Annotated in this window: 19 protein-coding genes and 1 pseudogene; 9 read left to right on the top strand and 11 right to left on the bottom strand. The window is 48.6% G+C overall.

What is annotated here, in order from left to right; translation table 11 throughout:
* The first annotated feature begins 3 nt into the window (after positions 1-3).
* The 7 genes from mrdA to lipA all read left to right on the top strand — a co-directional run bounded on the left by mrdA (position 4) and on the right by lipA (position 7269).
* On the top strand, positions 4-1911 hold the full coding sequence (gene mrdA / locus C6Y40_RS23425) for a penicillin-binding protein 2 (RefSeq protein WP_105936805.1): 1908 nt from the start codon (positions 4-6) through the stop codon (positions 1909-1911).
* Complete coding sequence (gene rodA, locus C6Y40_RS23420) at positions 1908-3023, top strand: rod shape-determining protein RodA (RefSeq protein WP_105936804.1); 1116 nt, start codon at positions 1908-1910, stop codon at positions 3021-3023. The genes mrdA and rodA overlap by 4 nt, the downstream gene beginning before the upstream one ends.
* Positions 3023-3949: a septal ring lytic transglycosylase RlpA family protein gene (locus C6Y40_RS23415; protein WP_105936803.1), complete on the top strand. Its 927-nt coding sequence runs from the start codon at positions 3023-3025 to the stop codon at positions 3947-3949. The genes rodA and C6Y40_RS23415 overlap by 1 nt, the downstream gene beginning before the upstream one ends.
* 133 nt (positions 3950-4082) lie before the next feature.
* Positions 4083-5276: a D-alanyl-D-alanine carboxypeptidase family protein gene (locus tag C6Y40_RS23410; RefSeq protein ID WP_105936859.1), complete on the top strand. Its 1194-nt coding sequence runs from the start codon at positions 4083-4085 to the stop codon at positions 5274-5276.
* Positions 5277-5369: 93 nt separating this feature from the next.
* On the top strand, positions 5370-5642 hold the full coding sequence (gene ybeD, locus C6Y40_RS23405; RefSeq protein WP_105936802.1) for a DUF493 family protein YbeD: 273 nt from the start codon (positions 5370-5372) through the stop codon (positions 5640-5642).
* An 87-nt stretch (positions 5643-5729) separates the two neighbouring features.
* Entirely contained in the window at positions 5730-6314 is a 585-nt protein-coding gene (gene lipB, locus C6Y40_RS23400; protein ID WP_240622066.1) for a lipoyl(octanoyl) transferase LipB, read from the top strand.
* A complete protein-coding gene (gene lipA, locus C6Y40_RS23395) occupies positions 6307-7269 on the top strand; it encodes a lipoyl synthase (RefSeq protein ID WP_105936800.1) in 963 nt (320 codons plus the stop codon). Before lipB ends, lipA begins: the two co-directional genes overlap by 8 nt.
* Positions 7270-7345: 76 nt before the next feature.
* On the opposite strand, the gene C6Y40_RS23390 is transcribed toward lipA, so the two are convergent.
* From C6Y40_RS23390 to C6Y40_RS23380, 4 genes are all read right to left on the bottom strand, one after another.
* Positions 7346-9082, bottom strand: coding sequence for a GGDEF domain-containing protein (locus tag C6Y40_RS23390; RefSeq protein WP_105936799.1), 1737 nt, complete (start codon positions 9080-9082; stop codon positions 7346-7348).
* Positions 9083-9095: 13 nt separating this feature from the next.
* Positions 9096-9302 (bottom strand): hypothetical protein, encoded by a 207-nt coding sequence (locus C6Y40_RS23385; protein WP_105936798.1) that lies wholly within the window; start codon positions 9300-9302, stop codon positions 9096-9098.
* A gap of 92 nt (positions 9303-9394) precedes the next feature.
* The gene (locus tag C6Y40_RS24870) at positions 9395-9547 is read right to left on the bottom strand and encodes a hypothetical protein (RefSeq protein WP_170308575.1); all 153 of its coding nucleotides are present in this window, start codon (positions 9545-9547) and stop codon (positions 9395-9397) included.
* A 59-nt stretch (positions 9548-9606) separates the two neighbouring features.
* A complete protein-coding gene (locus C6Y40_RS23380) occupies positions 9607-10395 on the bottom strand; it encodes an SAM-dependent methyltransferase (protein WP_105936797.1) in 789 nt (262 codons plus the stop codon).
* 206 nt (positions 10396-10601) lie between these two features.
* On the opposite strand from C6Y40_RS23380, the gene ansA reads away from it, so the two are divergent.
* A complete protein-coding gene (gene ansA / locus C6Y40_RS23375; protein ID WP_105936796.1) occupies positions 10602-11609 on the top strand; it encodes an asparaginase in 1008 nt (335 codons plus the stop codon).
* A 42-nt stretch (positions 11610-11651) separates the two neighbouring features.
* Positions 11652-12461 (top strand): DUF2797 domain-containing protein, encoded by an 810-nt coding sequence (locus tag C6Y40_RS23370; RefSeq protein WP_105936795.1) that lies wholly within the window; start codon positions 11652-11654, stop codon positions 12459-12461.
* Positions 12462-12504: 43 nt separating this feature from the next.
* On the opposite strand, the gene C6Y40_RS23365 is transcribed toward C6Y40_RS23370, so the two are convergent.
* From C6Y40_RS23365 to C6Y40_RS25070, 7 genes and pseudogenes are all read right to left on the bottom strand, one after another.
* On the bottom strand, positions 12505-12720 hold the full coding sequence (locus C6Y40_RS23365) for a hypothetical protein (RefSeq protein ID WP_105936794.1): 216 nt from the start codon (positions 12718-12720) through the stop codon (positions 12505-12507).
* A 3-nt stretch (positions 12721-12723) separates the two neighbouring features.
* Positions 12724-15504 carry a DUF349 domain-containing protein gene (locus tag C6Y40_RS23360; protein WP_170308574.1) on the bottom strand — a complete coding sequence of 927 codons (2781 nt, stop codon included), beginning with the start codon at positions 15502-15504 and terminating at the stop codon, positions 12724-12726.
* On the bottom strand, positions 15494-15787 hold the full coding sequence (locus C6Y40_RS23355; RefSeq protein ID WP_105936792.1) for a YeaC family protein: 294 nt from the start codon (positions 15785-15787) through the stop codon (positions 15494-15496). The genes C6Y40_RS23360 and C6Y40_RS23355 overlap by 11 nt, the downstream gene beginning before the upstream one ends.
* Complete coding sequence (locus tag C6Y40_RS23350) at positions 15784-16113, bottom strand: zinc ribbon domain-containing protein (protein WP_105936791.1); 330 nt, start codon at positions 16111-16113, stop codon at positions 15784-15786. The genes C6Y40_RS23355 and C6Y40_RS23350 overlap by 4 nt, the downstream gene beginning before the upstream one ends.
* A 192-nt stretch (positions 16114-16305) precedes the next feature.
* Complete coding sequence (locus tag C6Y40_RS23345; protein ID WP_105936790.1) at positions 16306-17973, bottom strand: alanine/glycine:cation symporter family protein; 1668 nt, start codon at positions 17971-17973, stop codon at positions 16306-16308.
* Between the two features lie 34 nt (positions 17974-18007).
* Positions 18008-19138 carry a M14 family metallopeptidase gene (locus tag C6Y40_RS23340; protein ID WP_105936789.1) on the bottom strand — a complete coding sequence of 377 codons (1131 nt, stop codon included), beginning with the start codon at positions 19136-19138 and terminating at the stop codon, positions 18008-18010.
* A gap of 217 nt (positions 19139-19355) precedes the next feature.
* Positions 19356-19601 (bottom strand): annotated as a pseudogene (locus C6Y40_RS25070) (group II intron reverse transcriptase/maturase); the annotation flags it as partial.

Here is a 19601-nt window from a genome sequence, read left to right as displayed (position 1 = left end):
TGCATGCCGATTAAGCGTCAGACCATTCGCGACCACACGGCTGAGGCAAACCTGTTTGCCCGCCGGGCAGTGATTGCCGGGCTGGTAGTATTTGCCCTGCTGGCTATGGTTGTGAGTAACCTCTACTTTTTGCAGGTAGAGCACTTTGAGGATTACCAGACCCGCTCAAACGGCAATCGGATTAAAGTGTTGCCCATTGCCCCTAATCGTGGACTCGTCTACGACCGTAACGGCGTATTACTGGCAGAAAACCGGCCGGTATACAGCCTCGAAATTATCCCCGAGAAAGTTGATAACCTCGAGCATACTCTCATATTTTTGCAGGCGCTGATGGGGATCACCGATGATGAGGTGGAAGATTTCAAACAGTCCCTGCGCGGACAGCGCCGTTTTAAGCCTGTAGCGCTGCGCACCCGACTAACGGAAGAAGAAGTCGCTCGCTTTGCCAGCCGTAGCCACCGTTTTCCCGGCGTTTCCATCGAGGCGCGCCTGGCCCGTTACTATCCGTACAAAGAAACCCTCACCCATGCCCTCGGCTATGTGTCTAAAATCAATAAAAAAGATTTGCAAAAAATCCAGGAGGCCGGGGAAGAGGCCAACTACGCGGCTACCTACGACATTGGCAAACTGGGCATTGAGAAATATCACGAAGACATTCTCCACGGCGAAGTCGGTTATCAGCAGGTTGAAGTCAACAGTCAGGGCCGGATTATTCGCACTCTGGATGTTCAACCGCCCACACCGGGTCGCGATATTGTTCTGAATATTGATATTCGCCTGCAGCAGGCTGCGCAGGAAGCGCTGAAAGATCAGCGCGGCACCATCATTATTTCCTCTGCGCATACCGGCGGTATCCTGGCGATGTACTCCAATCCCAGTTATGATCCCAATTTATTTGTACATGGGATCAGCAGTAAAAATTACTCGGCATTACTTAATTCGCCGGACCGGCCGTTAATTAACCGTGCCACCCAGGGGCAATATCCACCGGCTTCAACGGTTAAGCCGCTGCTGGGATTACTGGGGCTGGAAACCGATACGGTGACACCTGAATACTCAATTACCGATACCGGCAAGTACCGCCTGCCCAATGTCTCCCATGTCTGGCGCGACTGGCGTAAATGGGGCCACGGTGAGGTAAATATGACCCGCGCGGTGGAGGTGTCCTGCGATACGTATTTTTATGATCTGGCCTACGAAATGGGCATCGATAAAATCAGTGATTACATGTCGGAGTTCGGCTTTGGTGATTATACCGGCATCGACTTATACGAAGAAAGCGACGCCAATATGCCAAGTCGAGGCTGGAAACGGGCCCGCTTTAATCAGCCCTGGTACATCGGCGATACCATTGCGGTAGGCATTGGCCAGGGATACTGGACAACGACCCCTATCCAACTGGTTCACGCTACCAATGCGCTGGTTAACTACGGTGCCCGGTTTGTACCGCAGATCCTGCAGGGCTACCGCGAGGCCGACGGCACCATGCAACCTGAACCGCTTAAATTTTTGCGCCCCATCGATATTGTTAACCGCGATAATTGGGATGTAATTCAGGACGCCATGTATCAGGTGGTTAACGGCGAAGTTGGCGGTGCCCGCTTTGCATTTGCCGATACCCCATACATCTCAGCCGGTAAAACCGGTACCGCCCAGTTATTTTCGGTCGCTCAGGGCGAGGAATATGAAGCAGACAAAGTCGACGAACGCCTGCGCGACAACGCCATGTATATAGGCTACGCACCTTTTGATAAGCCGGAGATCACCGTGGCAGTGGTGCTGGAAAACGCTGGTGGTGGTAGTAAAAATGCGGCACCAATGGCCCGACTTATGATGGACGCTTATTTCAAACTGTATCAGCCGGAACTCTTTGCCGCCGAGCAACAGATTAACGGAGAGTTATCCCAGTGAAGCGCAGCACGTTAAGAGAAAATCACATCAGCTTTTGGGATCGGATCCATATCGACCTGCCGTTACTACTCGGCCTGTTGGTACTGATGGGCGTGGGTCTGGTGACCATCTACTCCGCGGGTGGCCAGGACATGGCACTGATTGAACGTCAGGTTGTCCGCCTCGGGATTGCCATTGGCGTAATGGTCGTGCTCGCGCAGGTGCCGCCCATGGCATTCAGGCGCTTAAGTATTTACGCATATGGTGCCGGGATACTCATGCTGATAGCGGTGCTGGTGTTTGGTGACATCGGTAAAGGCGCCCAGCGCTGGCTTGATCTTGGGTTTATTCGTTTTCAGCCGTCCGAGGCGATGAAACTGGCGGTTCCCATGATGGTGGCCTGGTATATCAGTAAATTCACACTGCCACCACGGCTGCCGCAAATTATAATTGGTTTTATGCTGGTGGTGATCCCCACTATCTTAATTGCCAAACAACCTGATCTCGGCACCTCCCTGCTGATTGCCAGCTCCGGTGTATTTGCTATTTTTCTGGCTGGCATGAGCTGGCGACTGATCACGATAGTGGCCGGGCTCGGCGGCGCGTTTTTACCAATTATGTGGTTCTTCCTGATGCAGGATTATCAGAAGCAGCGGGTTATCACCTTCATGAACCCGGAGAGTGATCCGCTGGGTGCCGGCTATCACATTATCCAGTCTAAAATTGCCATCGGCTCTGGCGGCCTTGAGGGCAAAGGCTGGTTACAAGGCACTCAGTCACAGCTGGAGTTCTTACCCGAGCGCCACACCGATTTTATTTTTGCCGTGTTCAGTGAAGAGTTTGGCCTTACCGGCGTGTTACTGTTACTGGCAATTTATCTGTTTATTATTGTCCGCGGCCTGATGCTGGCGGTCCGTGCCCAGAACGCTTACAGCAAATTACTGGCTGGCAGTATTACACTAACCTTCTTTGTATACGTGTTTGTGAATATGGGCATGGTTTCGGGAATTTTGCCGGTGGTTGGGGTACCTTTACCGCTGGTTAGTTACGGCGGCACATCAATGGTGACTTTGTTGGCCGGATTTGGCATGCTTATGGGCATCGGCACACAGAAACGATTATTGTCGCGCTAATGACCCGGTATACACTCTTACTTAGCCTTACTGCAACCCTGTTGCTGAGCGCCTGTCAGGCACCGTCACGCTATTCTCAGACCACCGACTCTGCACCGGATTTTGTTTATCCTGAGCCGCCTATGGAAGATGCAGAGCCTAAGTATGAACCCTACCGGGAACAAAACAGCCTACCCTATGAGGTGCTCGGCAAATACTATCGTCCGCTGAAAACCGGCAAAGGCTATACGGCCACGGGGAAAGCCTCGTGGTATGGTCAAAAATTTCATGGCCACCTCACCTCTAACGGTGAAGTGTATGACATGTTCGGCATGACAGCTGCGCATAAAACCCTGCCACTGCCCTCCTACGTGCGAGTGACTAATCTTGATAACCAGCAACAGGCCATTGTACGGGTAAATGACCGTGGTCCGTTTCACTCTGAACGGATCATAGACCTATCCTACGCGGCAGCCAAAAAACTGGGTTTTCATCAGCATGGCACTACCCGGGTAAAACTTGAGGTTATCCACGTCGACAGTGACGATATGGTCACCGTTGGCAACGAACCACCGGTGCCTTACGCGCTTTATGCTGGCGAATTACCTGCCGAGGACGTGCTGCAAACTGCCAGTCAGACTGCCGCTGAAACAGGCCCGGATCCACTGGCCACCGAACAAAGTGACAGTGCTGGCCTGAATGAGATAGCAGGCAGTCAGGGATATTACATCCAGGTCGCTGCGTTATCTGATGCCGAGCGCGCCAAAAAGCTGTCTGACGGGTTATCCTCGCTGTATCAGGTCCCTGCCGAGTTTCCCCTCATTGATGATATTTACCGGCTGCGACTGGGGCCTCTGACCGACCGCTTTAAGCTCAATATGTTACTCGATGAGCTCAAACAAAATGGCTACCCGGGGGCATATAAAGTAGCGGCGAGTCTGCAATAATAAAAATCGCAGAAAATATCCCGCAGTCTCATTGAAATTAAACTTTTTGCCCCGACTCTAGTCCAAGCCTACGGCATACGTTAAAATGCCGTCGATACAACAGATTTTCGCTTTCAACACAAACGGTAAAACCATGCATAATAAAATAAAGCGCGCTAAACCGTCTTTCCTGTCTGCCTTGCTACTAAGCATTACCCTGTTACTCAGTGCTTACTGGCAAACTGCCAGAGCTGCGGTCGTTATTCCACCGCCACCTACCGTTGCCGCTGCCGGCTTCGTGTTACTTGATTATGAAACCGGCACCAGTATTGCCGAACAAAACGCCGACATGCAGCTGGCGCCTGCCAGTCTGACCAAAATTATGACGGTTTACGTGATTGGTAAAGAGTTGCAAGCCGGTAACATTTCGTTAGATGACGAAGTGAAAATTTCTGAAAATGCCTGGGCGAAGAATTTCCCGGATTCTTCGAAGATGTTTATCGAAGTAGGCACTACAGTCACCGTGCACGACCTGTTACGCGGTATTATTGTGCAGTCTGGTAACGACGCCTGTGTGGCCATGGCCGAACACATTGCCGGTTCTGAAAGTGCGTTTGCCAGCATGATGAATGCCCATGCCGCCAACCTGGGAATGAACGCCAGTAATTTTGTTAACTCCCATGGCCTGCACGACCCGGACCACTACACCTCGCCACGTGACATGGCAACGCTGTCGCGCGCGCTGGTAAAAGAGACGCCGGACATGTACAAAATCTACAGTGAAAAAGAATTCACTTACAACGGCATCAAGCAGTATAACCGCAACAGCCTGCTGTGGGATCAAAGCCTTAACGTAGACGGCATTAAAACCGGTCATACCTCGGATGCCGGTTACTCGCTGATTACCTCTGCCACCCAGGGCGATATGCGCCTGGTATCGGTAGTAATGGGCACAGACAGCGAACGAGCGCGTAAGGTTGAGAATAAAAAGCTCCTGCGCTACGGCTTCCGTTTTTACGAAACCGTTACACCCTATAAAGCCGGTGACAGCTTTGTTTCGCACCGTATTTATATGGGTGATCGGGATACCGTGGATTTAGGTATTAACCAGTCTACGCCAATTACCATTCCCCGTGGTCAGGTGGCCAATCTGGAAGCGAACTTTGAGCTGGATAAGAATCTGGAAGCACCACTCGCTAAAGGCGAAGTCGTTGGCACGCTGTATATCCAGTTAGAAGGCGAAGACGTAGCTCAGTACCCGTTAGTGACCTTACAGGAAGTAAAAGAGGGTGGCCTTTTCGACCGGTTGCTTGATTACGTAACTTTACAGTTAGGTCTGAATGATTAATTCCAGATAATCGCTTGTATCATACATGCATCTGGTGGTGTACGGCACGAATTGGTAGAATTCGTGCCGTGCTATTTTGAGAGGTAAGCAAAAGTGACTAAATTAGACACTCGGTTTGACGAACTGCTGGATTTCCCCACGGTTCAGACCTTTAAGGTAATGGGCATTGCCCACGAAGATTTACCGTTGCATGTGGTATCCTGCCTGCAGGAACACGCGCCGGGCGACTATGCGCCAACGGTAAAGCCAAGCGCTAAAGGGAATTACCACTCTGTATCGGTTGCCGTAACGGTAACCAGTAAAGAACATATGGAATTAATTTACACCGAACTGGCCAAAATCGAATTAGTAAGAGTTGTACTTTAAGTGACAGACGCCGTTAATAAGGACGCCCGGGATAAGGTGATTGTAAGGCAGTTAGGCAAGCGAGCTTATGAGCCGGTCTGGCAGGCCATGCAAACCTTCACTGATCAGCGTACCAATGATGATGCTGACGAAATATGGCTGGTTGAACACGAGCCGGTGTTTACCCAGGGTCAGGCCGGTAAAGCTGAACACATTCTGATGCCCGGTGATATCCCGGTAGTCCAGGTCGACCGGGGCGGACAGGTCACCTATCACGGACCAGGCCAGTTAGTTATCTATCTGATGCTCAATGTCCGGCGCCGCAAAATGGGCGTTCGCGAGCTGGTAAGTGCTATGGAAGACGCGGTAATAGCCACGCTGGCAGACCGTAACATTGCCGCTAATGCCCGCCCCGATGCGCCTGGCGTATATGTTAACGGTGAGAAAATATGTTCGCTGGGCTTACGCATTCGTAAAGGCTGCTCTTTTCATGGTCTGGCACTCAACGTTAATATGGACCTTGCGCCTTTTGAGCGAATCAATCCCTGTGGTTATCAGGGTATGGCCATGACAGACTGCGCCCGCCTTGGCGGGCCGGATAATATTCAAGAAGCGACAGAGCTGATGTTAAGCCATTTACAGGCCAAACTTGCTCTGCCCAATTTGCAAACAATAGAAGGCTTTAATGAGTAACGTAAAGGCAAAAGCCGGAGTAAAACTCCGCGATGATGAAAAGGTCAGGCACATTCCGGTTACCATCGTTCCGACTGAAAAAGAGGAAATGCTCCGTAAGCCGGAATGGATCAAAATCAAGCTGCCTCGCACCACTGACCGGATTGATCACATCAAGCAGACCCTGCGCAAAAATAATCTGCACTCGGTCTGTGAAGAAGCAAGTTGCCCTAACCTGGCGGAATGTTTCAACCATGGTACCGCCACGTTTATGATTCTGGGTGATATCTGTACCCGTCGTTGCCCGTTCTGTGATGTTGCCCATGGTAAACCATTACCGCCAAGCGCCGAGGAGCCACTTAAACTGGCCACCACCATTAAAGAAATGGCGCTGAAATACGTGGTGATCACCTCGGTAGACCGCGATGACTTGCGTGATGGCGGCGCTCAGCACTTTGTGGATTGTATTAAAGCCATTCGTGAACACAGCCCGGCAACTAAAATCGAAGTGCTGGTACCGGATTTTCGTGGCCGAATGGACCGTGCGCTGGAGATCTTTAAAGATGCGCCACCAGATGTGTTTAACCATAACCTGGAAACCATTCCGCGTTTGTACCGCGAATGTCGTCCAGGCGCCAATTACCAGTGGTCACTCGACTTACTCAAAAAATTCAAAGCCCAACATCCTGACGTACCCACCAAATCTGGTTTGATGATGGGAATGGGTGAGAGTCAGGAAGAGATTGCTGAGGTTCTGAAAGACCTCCGTGCGCATGATGTGGAGATGCTGACACTGGGGCAGTACCTGCAGCCAAGCCGTCACCACTTCCCGGTAAAACGCTATGTGCACCCGGATGAATTTAATGCACTTGGCGATACCGCTAAAGCGTTAGGCTTTACCCATGCCGCGTGTGGCCCAATGGTACGTTCGAGTTACCATGCCGACCGTCAGGCGGCCGGAGAAGAGGTTAAATAGCCTGTGGTTGCTTAGCCTGAGTAAAGGTACAGTCAATTTTTTGTACCTTTTCGCCCTTCTCCTTCGAGCGTCTTATTCACGAGTCCATCGATGGGGAATACTGATAGACCTGGTTTCGCCCATAACGTTTTGATTGAAAAAGGGCAAGGTCAGCGGCTGCATATAAATTTTCGAAAGGATAACCGACGTCCTCAGAACTGCTGACGCCAAAACTAGCAGTAAGCTTTAGCTTATATTCAGCAATTGGGAGTTTTACGCTGGCGATTTCGTTTCTGCAGCTTTCTATTAAATTGAGTACTTCGTCTATCCTTTTACCGCAAAAAATTGCACCGAACTCCTCACCGCCTAATCGCCCCAGCACCGCATCATCAGCTAAAGTCTTCGTCAGAGTCCCAGCAGTCATTACCAACGCAGTATCACCAAGCTGATGGCCATAGCTATCATTGATATTTTTGAAATGGTCTAAATCGAGTATCACGAAGCAAACCAGTTCATTGTTAACCCTGGCTTTATTAATCAGCGTTTCGGCATACTCTGTGAAATATCTTCGGTTAGATATCTTAGTTAATGAGTCTATTCTGGCCAGTTGCTTCAATTTAGCCTGCACCTTATGGTTGCGATAGGACCAGAATACCAACAACAGCAATATTAAAGAAACTAATACTAAGGCTAGAATAGAATTTTCAAAATTTTCTCTGACAAGCTTCGCCTTTGTTTGCAAAAGGCTGTTTTCTTTGTCAAGTAATTCATTTTCGTGTTGAAACGCGTCTAGCTCGAACCAAGCTTTTTGAATCGCGAGTTGCTTTTCTTGTTGCGATACATTTTCTGCAAATTGTAAGGACGTCAATTGAACTAAATATTTATAAGCCTCTTTGATTTCGCCATAATCTCTCTCAATTACATGCAAGACTTCAAGGGCTTTAATGATCGCTTGTCTGTAATTTTGTTCAGAGTCAATAGCTAGTGTCCGCCTTGCGAAGTCACGCGCAACGTCTATATTACCTAACTTTAAGTTAACCTCAGCATATCGGGACATTACCATTGTCAGGTGAGGAGTAAATTTGTTGACTTCTGGATTAGCAATCAAAGCTTCCAAATAGGGTAATGCCTCAGAATACATTTTCTGACTGATCATCCACGCAATTTTATGCATCTCTAGCACAGCAAAATATATAGTCAACCCGTGATCCAAACAAAACTGACTTGCGTTTTGCAAGTATTCGATAGAAAAGGATTGAGAATTGAGTTTGATTAGAGAGCTTATTTGCGCAGCCAACGCCCCGCACTCTACCTCGGCCGGAACACTCTCTTTCCCTACAATACGATTTGTGAGATTCAATACAGTTTCAGGCTGTTGTAATTGCTCATAAAATGCGATTAGTCCGAGGTAGGCGCGATATTTTACCTCCTGCTCTTCTATATCTGAGGCGTAACTGATCAGTTGTTCACCAAGAGCCAGGCCCTCTTTCCAATGACCTAACGAGCCCAATAAATTTAAGTAGGAGGCCGAAATTCTAACTTTAAGCGCTTTATCTTTAACTATTTCTAACAGGTTTTTAAGCACTTCAGCAGTCTGTTTAATATCTCCGTTAAATGTTCCTATTACTGCATTTAAATACTGAAAATAAACTTCGTCGCTGCCAGACAGTTTTGCTACGTCAATTGAATCCAACAATTGCTTTGCAGCCGTTCTGTCAGAGAGTCTTAACTCATCAGCTTCTTTTAAAATATCCTTACTGCTTGGTTGAGCGAATGCCTGAACGGACAACAATACAACGGTGCAAGTGACTACAAAAATTCTTAAATTTTTCAAACGCAAATGTCAGCTAGTTAATTTTGTTTATCGACTCTTCAGGAGGTTCAGATGGCTCTGAAGGTTCAGGCTCATGTGGCTCTACAATCGTAAGCATAGGATTATTTTCACCAGCCAACTGTATCTCTTTTTCTACTGCATGGATATCTTCAATAGTAAACTTATTAAGGCGTAAGTTAGGTTCTATGGCTAACTTCTCAAGTATCTCAATCGCATTCATTCTCAAGTCTCGCAAAATTTAAGCAACATGTCTGAAAAACTAAAAAGACCACTACACAACAATAGTAATGGTCATAACTAACACTTTATCAATTAACCCATTGGGGCGTTAATTGATAAGGTAAAATTAAAATCATCTTCTGTTGAGTCAACACTCTCTAAAATCTCAATTTCTTTGTCATCGAGCATATCGATCGTTAAGTGAGGTTGTGTAGCTAACTTCTCTAAAATAGCAATTTTGGACATAATTATTCCTTTTCTAAAAATGTAAAGATTAATTCTCAAATTATTTGAGAATCATGATCTTATAATCTTGATGTCTCATAAATCAAGCGTAGTTTTTCAACAATTTCAGGTGCAGGTTCCATATTTTTGCCTGGGGGAATCACTAATGTAGATACCAATGATATATCAGCACTAGCGAGTGATTCTAGCTCGTACCAGTCTATTTTTGGCTGCTCGGTAATTATAAATGGGCATTCATAGATCGCGACCTTATGTTTCTGTGGATAATACTTGAGGAGCTGCTCAACTAACACTTGCCGCTCTGCGGCACCAGACTGCCTTGTTGTTAGTGACACATCACCTGCATGGCCGATTTGCCAAAGAATGAGATAGGCCGAAGGGTCAATATTTCTCTTGTAAAACAAGAATTGACTAGCTTCAAACTGTTGAATACCGAACCGTCCCGGATCAATACCCATATCAGCATATAAACAAGCATCGGCAGAAATTCCTGGTTCCATGTGGGCGCTAAAGCCTTCTTTTTGTGCTTGCGCTATTGCCTTATGAGGAACTTGTGCAAAAATTCCCGGGTGGCCGTAAAAAACACCCACAACATTCTTACCTGAACGCACTTCCTCAATAATTGCAGCCTGCATTTCACGATAAGTATCTCGCCGGTCTTTGTCATCACCATAATATGGTTGTAAAGATCTTACATCATCGTTCATGGTTGAAATCCACTTCTCAACCATGGCATGACAACTCATAAAGACTACGTCAGCTTTTTGAATGATATTACGACAGCGTTCAGTAATATGAGCCCCTAAAATCATACCCGGTCCAACGCACACAAGGCTTCCTGATTTCACCCAATTCCCCCTATTATTTACTACTCTTAATTCTAATTCATCGCTTCATTCTGCACACTTCGATTTAAACCTGCAATAGTTTTTCCATGGCCAGTTTACGAGTTAGAATTAAATGTCTGAAGTTCAATCATGGTTGGTTATCTTTTGTTTATAATAGGCCTGATTATGACATTGCTAATTTCACTATTTCTCATCAGGCTAACTTAATGCGTAAACAGATTTACATTGCCTATACCGGCGGTACCATCGGTATGCGGCCTTCATCCCAGGGCTATGTGCCAGCGGCTGGCTTCCTGGCCAAAACCCTGGCTTCAATGCCGGAATTTCATCGCCCGGAAATGCCGCAGTTCACACTACGTGAATATGATGAACTAATGGACTCGTCAGATATGAGTCCGGCCGACTGGCAGTTTATCGCCGATGATATTGCGGCGAATTATCACAAATTTGATGGCTTTATCATCCTTCACGGCACTGACACCATGGCGTATACCGCCTCGGCACTGAGCTTTATGCTCCAGGGCCTGAGTAAACCGGTGATTGTAACCGGCTCGCAAATTCCGTTAGCCGAACTGCGCTCTGATGGTCAGGTGAATTTATTAAATGCTTTGTATATTGCCGCCAATTACCCCATCGCTGAAGTCAGCCTGTTTTTTAATACCAAGCTGTTTCGTGGCAACCGCAGCCGCAAGGTAGATGCGGATGGTTTCGATGCTTTCGACTCTCCAAACTTCCCCCCCCTACTCGAAGCGGGTATTAATATCCGGGTTAAAGCGGGCAAAATTGCCGAGCCTGACAATACCGAACTGAAGGTAAGCAAGGTGACCGCCCAGCCCATTGGTTTAGTGAGTCTGTATCCGGGGATCTCGCCTATGGTGATTGAGAATACCTTACAACAGCCGGTCAACGCGCTCATTTTGCTTAGCTATGGTGTGGGTAACGCGCCTCAGAACAAACAACTGCTAACCCAGCTGGAAACCGCCGCGGCCAGAGAAATTGTGGTGGTTAACTGCACCCAGTGCTTTAAGGGCCGGGTTAATATGGGTGGTTATAAAACCGGGCACGGCCTCTCTCAGGCAGGTGTAGTTTCCGGTTTTGACATGACGCCGGAGGCCACGTTAGCAAAATTACATTACCTGCTCAGCCAGTCACTGTCATTCGACGAGCTTAAACGCCAGCTTGGCCAGAGCTTGCAGGGTGAACTGAGTAATTAACAGGAACAGACAAACATGCAGTATTCAGGAACTCTCAGAAAAATGCGCGTCAGCACCGATGCCGCCCACGTAGCTCAGTATGAATTGCCGGTGGGTGACGATTCGGTATCCATGAACCCGCTGATCGGCAAGTCGGTCAGCATAGTGCACACGGGCAATATTTATTGCACCCATTGCCAGCGTAAAACCAAAAAAAGTTTTAATCAGGGCTACTGTTATCCCTGCGTGATCTCACTGGCCCAGTGCGATACCTGTATTATCAAACCAGAAAAGTGCCACTTCCACGAAGGCACCTGCCGCGAGCCTGAGTGGGGAGAAGAAAACTGTTTTTCCGACCACTTTGTCTATCTGGCCAATACCGGCAACCTGAAAGTGGGTATTACCCGCCATGTCACCGACGGCATATCCAGCCGCTGGATTGATCAGGGGGCCAGCCAGGCAACCGTGATGTTAAGAGTGCCCGACCGCCTGACCAGCGGCAAGGTTGAACAGTTATGTACGCAGTATATTGGTGATAAAACTAACTGGCGGACCATGCTGAAAGGTCAGCCTGAACAGCAGGATTTAATTGCCCTGAAACATCAGATGCTCGAAAAGCTGGCCGATGATTTAGCTCAGATTACCGGCGATAAAGGGATACAGGCGGTGACTACGGTGGATGATGTAAGCCATGTAATTGGCTACCCGGTTGAGGACTACCCGGTTAAGATTAAATCCATTAACCTGGATAAAACCCCACAATTCAGCGGCACATTAACCGGCATCAAAGGCCAGTACTGGATGCTTGATGGTGACCGGGTGATTAATATTCGTAAATATGCGGGTTACGAGGTGGAATTCAGCGCAGATTAACGCGTTCAGGCAGGCCTGATCAACTCAGACCTGCCTGCTTATATCAAACTTCCTCGCCTTCCATCTGGCTGGCCAAATCGTCAAGCTCACCCAGAGTCGAATCAAAACCTTCCGTTTTAATCCGGTAGCTCACTTTAACATGATGATTTGTCTGACCGTATTTAACAACCAGTTGCTCGGCGTCAAAATGCTTCACCGTATTTAAAAACCGGTAGGCCAGCGGCTGAGTGGGAAATTTATATTCAACACTGTTTTTCACTGCTTACGCCTCTCCGGGTAAGCCAAAATGCACACAGACATCAAACAACCGTTGCCGGAAAGGCAGAGTGTCGAGTTCAGTCAGTACAGCCTGACTTGCCAACAGCTCGCCAATTAAAGGGTAAGCCGATGGCAGCGACTCGCCATTGAGCTTGGCCTGCATCAGTTGGAGCTGCACGGTTGAGCGCAGCGAGCCATCCGCTTCCGGCGAGTCCAGTTGCGCCAGTACCTCAAGGGTAAGTAATGTTTTAAGCCAGTCCTGGGGTTCATCAATCCCATTACCTTTAAACCAGCTCGCAGGCAGGATCGGATAATCTTCAGCTAGCGCCGAAACAGGCTGTTTAGAAGTTAGCACCTGTTCAAGCATTTGTTCTGTAGCGCTGGCGAAAGCTTCATTGAGCTGCTGATCAACCGCTGCATCAAGTGTTGATTGTACCGCTGCCAGCTCTATTGCCAGCGTTTTTTGAAGCTTGCTGTCGTTCACCTCTTTTAACGCCAACTGGCACTCATCCAGCATTTGCTGAACATCACTGGCAGCTGTCTGGTCATTCTGAAGCGCTTGCTGAACCTGCTGCAATTGTTCACGCCACTGACTGGCGGCCTGTGATTGTGCCGCTTTCTGCTCAGCCTGAACTGATTTAGCCTTATTAAACAGATTATCGTTAGCAGCCTTAAACGCAAACCACAGCTTCGACTCATAACGCTTGCCCGCCGGGCCGATAGTTTTCCACCGGGCCTGCAAGGCTTTGGCCTGTGTTCTGGCCTGATGAATGTCGTCGAGCTCACTCAGGGCGTTAACCTCATCAATGAGTGCCTGCTTGGTCTGACGATTTTGCTGTAACCACGGGGTAATCACCTCGGTAACTACACTACAGGCCTGGTCCCAGGTTTCCCGTAACTGGCGATAACGCTCACTGTCGGTTTGTCCGGCCTGCTGCCACTGCTTTTTAAGTGCTTCAAACTGCTGAAACTGCTGCGCCGGCTCATCTGAATCGTTGGCGAGCGCTACCATCTGCTCAATCAATTGCTGACGCTCGGCTGCCGCCTTGTCGTTCTGTAGTTCCAGTTCAGCGTAATAACGGCGACACGGCTCAAAAGCCTTCTCTAACAATTCGTCGAAACGCGTGTTTAAGGCCTGATCTTCGACCGTATTTGATTCACCCAGACTCTGCCATTGCTGCCTGAGGTATTTGATTGAACGTGCCCTGCCCGGCATATCATTCTGACTTTCCTGCAGCAGCGCTTCGGCCTGTTCAATCAGTTCCGGCTTGCGTGGTGCGGCAAGATAAATCTGCCAGCCTTCCAGCCGGGCAATTTGCTCCCGGGTTTGTTCAAAACGTTTCTCAAGCATGGCCCGGGTGTCAGGCGGGAGGCTCTGATAGTCTTTTTCAAGCTGCTGAAAGCGTGCCATAGCGGCCCGGTATTTGCCCTGCTCTACCATGTTATTGATGATGTTAATATGCTTGCGGCAGTGTTTAAGATGACGTTGTTGACTGGACTGACGCTGCTGTTCACGGACTTTTAGTTGTTCCAGTAACGTCTGCCATTGGGTACGTAAAAATACCGGTACAACAGCCATTGAAGCAGTTTGTTCACGCCAGCTGGTTTTGATCTCGTCGAGCTGCCAGCTAACGTTGTCATCTACCAGCCATTGCTGCCAGGTTTGTAATTGTGTTTGCAGGGCCGCGACCTGACGCTGTAGGTCGGGCAGACGACCCCAGATATGCCGGTAGCTCTCCAGCATACTTTCGATTTCTTCGGTCGGCTCGGCATATTCCTGCAGTGCCGCCAATGCATTTTCCGCCTTTTCCACAGCCTGTTGAAACACCGTTACTTCGCCCAGGGTCAGGCTGAGTATTTGCTCGCCCTGCAATTGCTTATGCAGTCGTTTGACTTCTGCCACAGCTTCGGTACAGGATTGTTGAGCCTCTTTATGGGCGGCAGCACGCTGTTGTGCCTCAAACTCTGGTTTGAGTCGGGCTAACAATGCTGAAACGCGTTCGTTGAGGGACGCGAGCTTGGCTTCATATTCCTGCCGTGCTTCGTCATCCAGGCAGCCAAAATCAGCCTTAAGAACCTGATATTCCTGATTAAGCGAGACCTGGTCAGCCGTAATTTGCTCAAAATCCGATTTTTCCAGTAACGCCAGTAGTTTCGACAAAACAAGGGTCACTTCACGGCCCAGTCGAACCGGTTTTTGTGCCAGTTCCTGCAAATAGTCGAGGCGGTCTGACAACGCCTGTTGCAACGTCTCATCGGTTGTCTTACGCAACAGCTTTTGCAGTAAATCAGAATCCTGACTGTTATCGATAATGGCGAGTTTTAACGCCGATTCGGGGGTGGCCGAAAATAACTGTTGGGTAAAACTGCTGCGCCCCAGCTTATTAAGGATATCCAGGCAAAAGGTTTTATCCTGATGCAATTCGGTCATCAGCGGCAGACATTTTATCACCTGCTCCGCCGGGGCAGATTTTAACAGGTACTCTTTGATTTCCTGCTGACTGATTTCAGCATTACCATCAATCAGGGCGCATTCAACCCTGGCCTGTGCGGCGGTAACTAACCGCGGTTCTTTGGCAATCTGCGACATTTTCAGCCACAGCGCAAAAGAGTTAAGCTTTTCCAGGGCCGCCAGACTGACTGCCGCGGCCGAATCATTGAAGGCTAATTCGTGCAGGATGCGTCTTTCGTTAGGCGAATCTGGCGATAATTTTTCAATGGCTTTAATTCTTGTGTCCGGATCATTACTACTATGGGAAGGCGAAAAAAATCGACTAAATATCATCCTGTTTAAACCGCGCAATGGATTGTTCATTAGACTGGCTTTCGCGTAATTCGCGACGCAGCTCACTTTTGCTCTTGTGGATAATTTCGCCACTTTCACCAACGGTCATATGTTCGTTGGATTGAGCGATTCTGGCCTGGTACAACAATACCGCCTGCAGACAGTTTTCTTTTTGTTCATCAGACAGCACCTTGCCGTCAGGCCATTTACCCGTTTCGACAGCCTGACGCAAACGTTCGTAAACGTCTGGCGTCATGGCTGCGAGAAGTTGTTCTATATTCATTTAGTCGACCGTTTTAAAAGCACAATTCGCACGCGATTGATGCCATACCATAAAAAACCTATTACGCAGGCCATCAGGGCTGCAGAATGCTGGGTGTCGCCTGGTGAAACCCCACCCCAGTACATAAAACCAAAACCACCAATAAATAACAGCATCGCGAGCATCGACTGGTTTTGAATGCTATGCATTTTCTTAAACCGTTTCATGTTCTCTTTGCGTTCAATATCCTCGACTGAGGCTTCGCCATAAGAGAAATCGCAGTTAGGGCAAGTCTTGGCTTTATCTGACATCTTCTTACCACACGACGGACAATCAATTAACGCCATTCTATCTCCTCTAATCGTTATTTCCGGGTGACGCACTGCTAATGCTGACTGGCTCCGGCGAAAAGCATCGCTGAGCTTATCAGTCTGTAAACAATACGACACCATATCAAAAAGCCAGGAGTCGGCCCTGGCTTTTAAAAAACAATGCCGGCGTCGGTATTTTTACTGACAGAATCCGGCTCTGGTTTACTTTTACTTTTCGTTCTCTTTTACACGCTGCCAATAATCATCGACAGTCGCTTTCATCTCTTTACTCAGTAACACAATACCGAACAGGTTAGGCAGGGTCATTACCACAATAGCCACCGCAGAGAGTGCCCATACCAGGGTTGTATCAGAGAATGACGCCCAAACAAACCCGGCCACATAAATAACCCGGTACGGCATGATTGAACGTGGGCCTAATAAATAGGTCATAGCACGATCACCGTAGTACGACCAGGCAATGGCGGTTGAGAAGGCAAACAATAATAAGCCAATGGAGACAATGTACTGCCCAAAGTCACCAAACCAGCCACGGGTAAAAGCAATGGTAGTCAGCGAGGCTGAGTGAACCAGAGACTTACCCTGAATAATCAGGTTTTCTTTAAGCGGCTTACCGTTTTCAATCTGCAGGGTACCAGAGAAAGGATCTTCGCTGCCCACCAGGTATTGTACATCTTCAGCAACGGAACGAGCGTTAATCAGCGTGAAACCACCGGTTACCGCAGAACCATTAACCACGGTAATAGCACCGGTATAACTTTCTACTTCGTTGCCATCAACACTGTTTAAGAAACCGTACAGTTGCGACTTGTCGGCTTCCTCTGTGTCGGTGTACTCACCGGCCACAAACAGCATGTCAGAGCGATCAAACACGTTTTCATGTTTTTCTTTCCATACGCCAGATGACAAAATCACCAGGCCGGTAATGGTACAAATGATAATGGTATCTATAAACGGCTCAAGCAGTGACACCATCCCTTCCGACGCCGGCTCTTTGGTTTTAGCCGCCGCGTGAGCGATAGGCGCTGAACCCTGACCGGCTTCGTTAGAGAATAAGCCCCGGTTAACCCCGCGGTTAAACGCATAAGCCAGTGACGCCCCCAGGAAGCCCCCTGCTGCCGCTGAACCGGTAAAGGCATCGCTGATCACTGCGGCAAAAGATGGCGCCACATTTTCAATGTTAGCGAAAATTACCGCCAGCGCACCAATCAGGTACACCACCGCCATAAAGGGCACAACCCGGGCAGTAAACGCCGCAATACGCTGGATGCCGCCAAGAATAACCAGTGCCAGTAAAATACCCAGTACGCTACCTACGATCCAGGGCTCAAAACCAAAGGTGGTTTCGATACTGGTGGCAATACCGTTGCTTTGTGGCAGGTTACCGGTACCAAATGATGAAATAACCGTTGCAATGGCAAACGCAACCGCCAGCCATTTCATGTTCAGACCACGGTCCATGAAATACATGGGGCCACCAGCCATGGTGCCATCTTCGGTTTTGACCCGGTATTTGTGTGACAGCGTGACCTCAACAAACTTGGTTGTCATACCTAAAAATGCCGTTGCCCACATCCAGAACAACGCCGCCGGACCTCCGAGGAAAATCGCAAACGCCACACCACTGATATTACCGGTACCTACGGTGCCGGATAACGCGGTCGTAAGCGCCCGAAAGTGCGTGGTATCGCCCGGGTCGTCGTTGTGATCGTACTTGCCGGTAACCACTTTCCACGCATGTTTAAAAAAACGAATTTGCGGAAATTTAAGATAAATCGTAAAAAACAGACCTACGCCTAACAGTACAAAGGGAAACCAGTCGGCTCCCCCGAGCATCCCGTCAAGCGACGTTAAAAAATTAAACAAGCCTTCCAAACCAGTTTCCCCTTGTTGTTAATGTTTATTGTTGTTATGTCCTTAAACTGCCAACCACATTGTATGCGGCTACCAGGATATCTTCACCAAACTGCTGGCAACGTTGCACAGACCAGCCGAATAATGGATCAGGTAAATTATTATTATCTTTAAAAGGCATTTCTATCGTATAAGCCAGACACTCAAAGGCCTGACCCACTGCATTCGATGCAATAGTCAGGTCGGCTTGTCGGGGTTTGTCTTTGGCATAGCCAAACTCATCCTGAAACTCAGGCGTGGCCATCAGCAAGGCGTCCTTAAACTGATTTTCCAACGCTTTAAGTTTATCGTTGTAAGCCGGGATCCCTTCACTGCCTGCCACAAAGTTATACGGCAAAGCTTCATCGCCATGCAGGTCCAGATACATGTCGACACCTACTTCATGCATCGCATTCAACACACAGTAAACTTCCGGACTGCGCTCAGGCGTAGGTGTTTTCCATTCGCGGTTTAGGTTTGCGCCCACGGCGTTAGTGCGCAGATGGCCGCGGGCACTGCCGTCAGGATTCATATTAGGCACGATATAGAATACCGCTTTTTCCAGCAGTGCCCGGCTCAGTCCATCCTGCTCATCCAGTAAGCGGGCGATAATGCCTTCGGCGCACCACTGGGCCATACTTTCACCCGGATGTTGGCGCGCGGTTATCCATATGTTGCGCTTATCTTCGCCCTGTTCACCAATTACCAGCATGGACATATCGCGGCCGTCGAGGGTATCACCGAGGTATTTAAGCTCACATAATGGCGAACATTGCGCATCGGCTAACAGGTCGAGATGGCGCTCGTAGCTGTATGGAATAAAGTAAGCAAAATAAACCTGCGGCTGTTCCAGCGCAATGCTGAAAGTCAGGATATCGCCATTAAACTCACTGTCGACCCGAAACCAGGTCTGACGGTCATAGGAGGCCAGCACATTGTACCCTTCCCAACCTTTTGGATAAGCTGAAGAAGCCAGGTCGCTGATGTGCAGGGTATGCAGTCGGTTAACTTCACCGGTCAGGCGAAAATGGAACCACTGATAAAAATCGGATTGATTGTCTTTATTGATCGCGAGCATGATGTCATCAGGTTGCTCGGCACGGATTACGCGGATGTTACCGCTGTCAAATAGGCTGGAAATCTGCATCTGTCGTTATAGTTATCTGTTTTATTTTAGGTGTGCCAATGGCTTTAATTTAACACAGTCGAGTTTAACAATACTATGCACTTAAACGGTGAAAAGCGGATTTTTGTGGATTCTGGCCAACTATTAGCCAGTTAGGTGCGATCGAGTAGGAGGGAGTTTTACAACTCCCGTCCTCTCACACCACCGGGCATACGGTTCCGTACCACGGCGGTTCATATTAACACTGGAACTGTCGGTGACAATCCAGCAGTGACACCAGCCCCATTTTATCGAACCACCCTTTCCTGAAGGCTTGGTTCATGTGGCTAGCCCCCGCATTCCACCATGCGCCTCGTTGGTTGGTCGATGACCACCATGCCCGATTCTCGTCAATGCCTGCCTTCATTAAGTTTCTGACCCGGGTGTATACGCGTTTCCATTGCCGCCATAGCAAACAGCGGAGTTTTCGTCGTATCCAACCGTC

This window comes from Marisediminitalea alba, from assembly GCF_002993365.1.
GTDB classification, from domain to species: Bacteria; Pseudomonadota; Gammaproteobacteria; order Enterobacterales; family Alteromonadaceae; genus Alteromonas; species Alteromonas alba.
The sequence above is the reverse complement of the archived record's forward strand: the minus strand, read 5'-3'. Positions and strand labels throughout refer to the sequence as shown.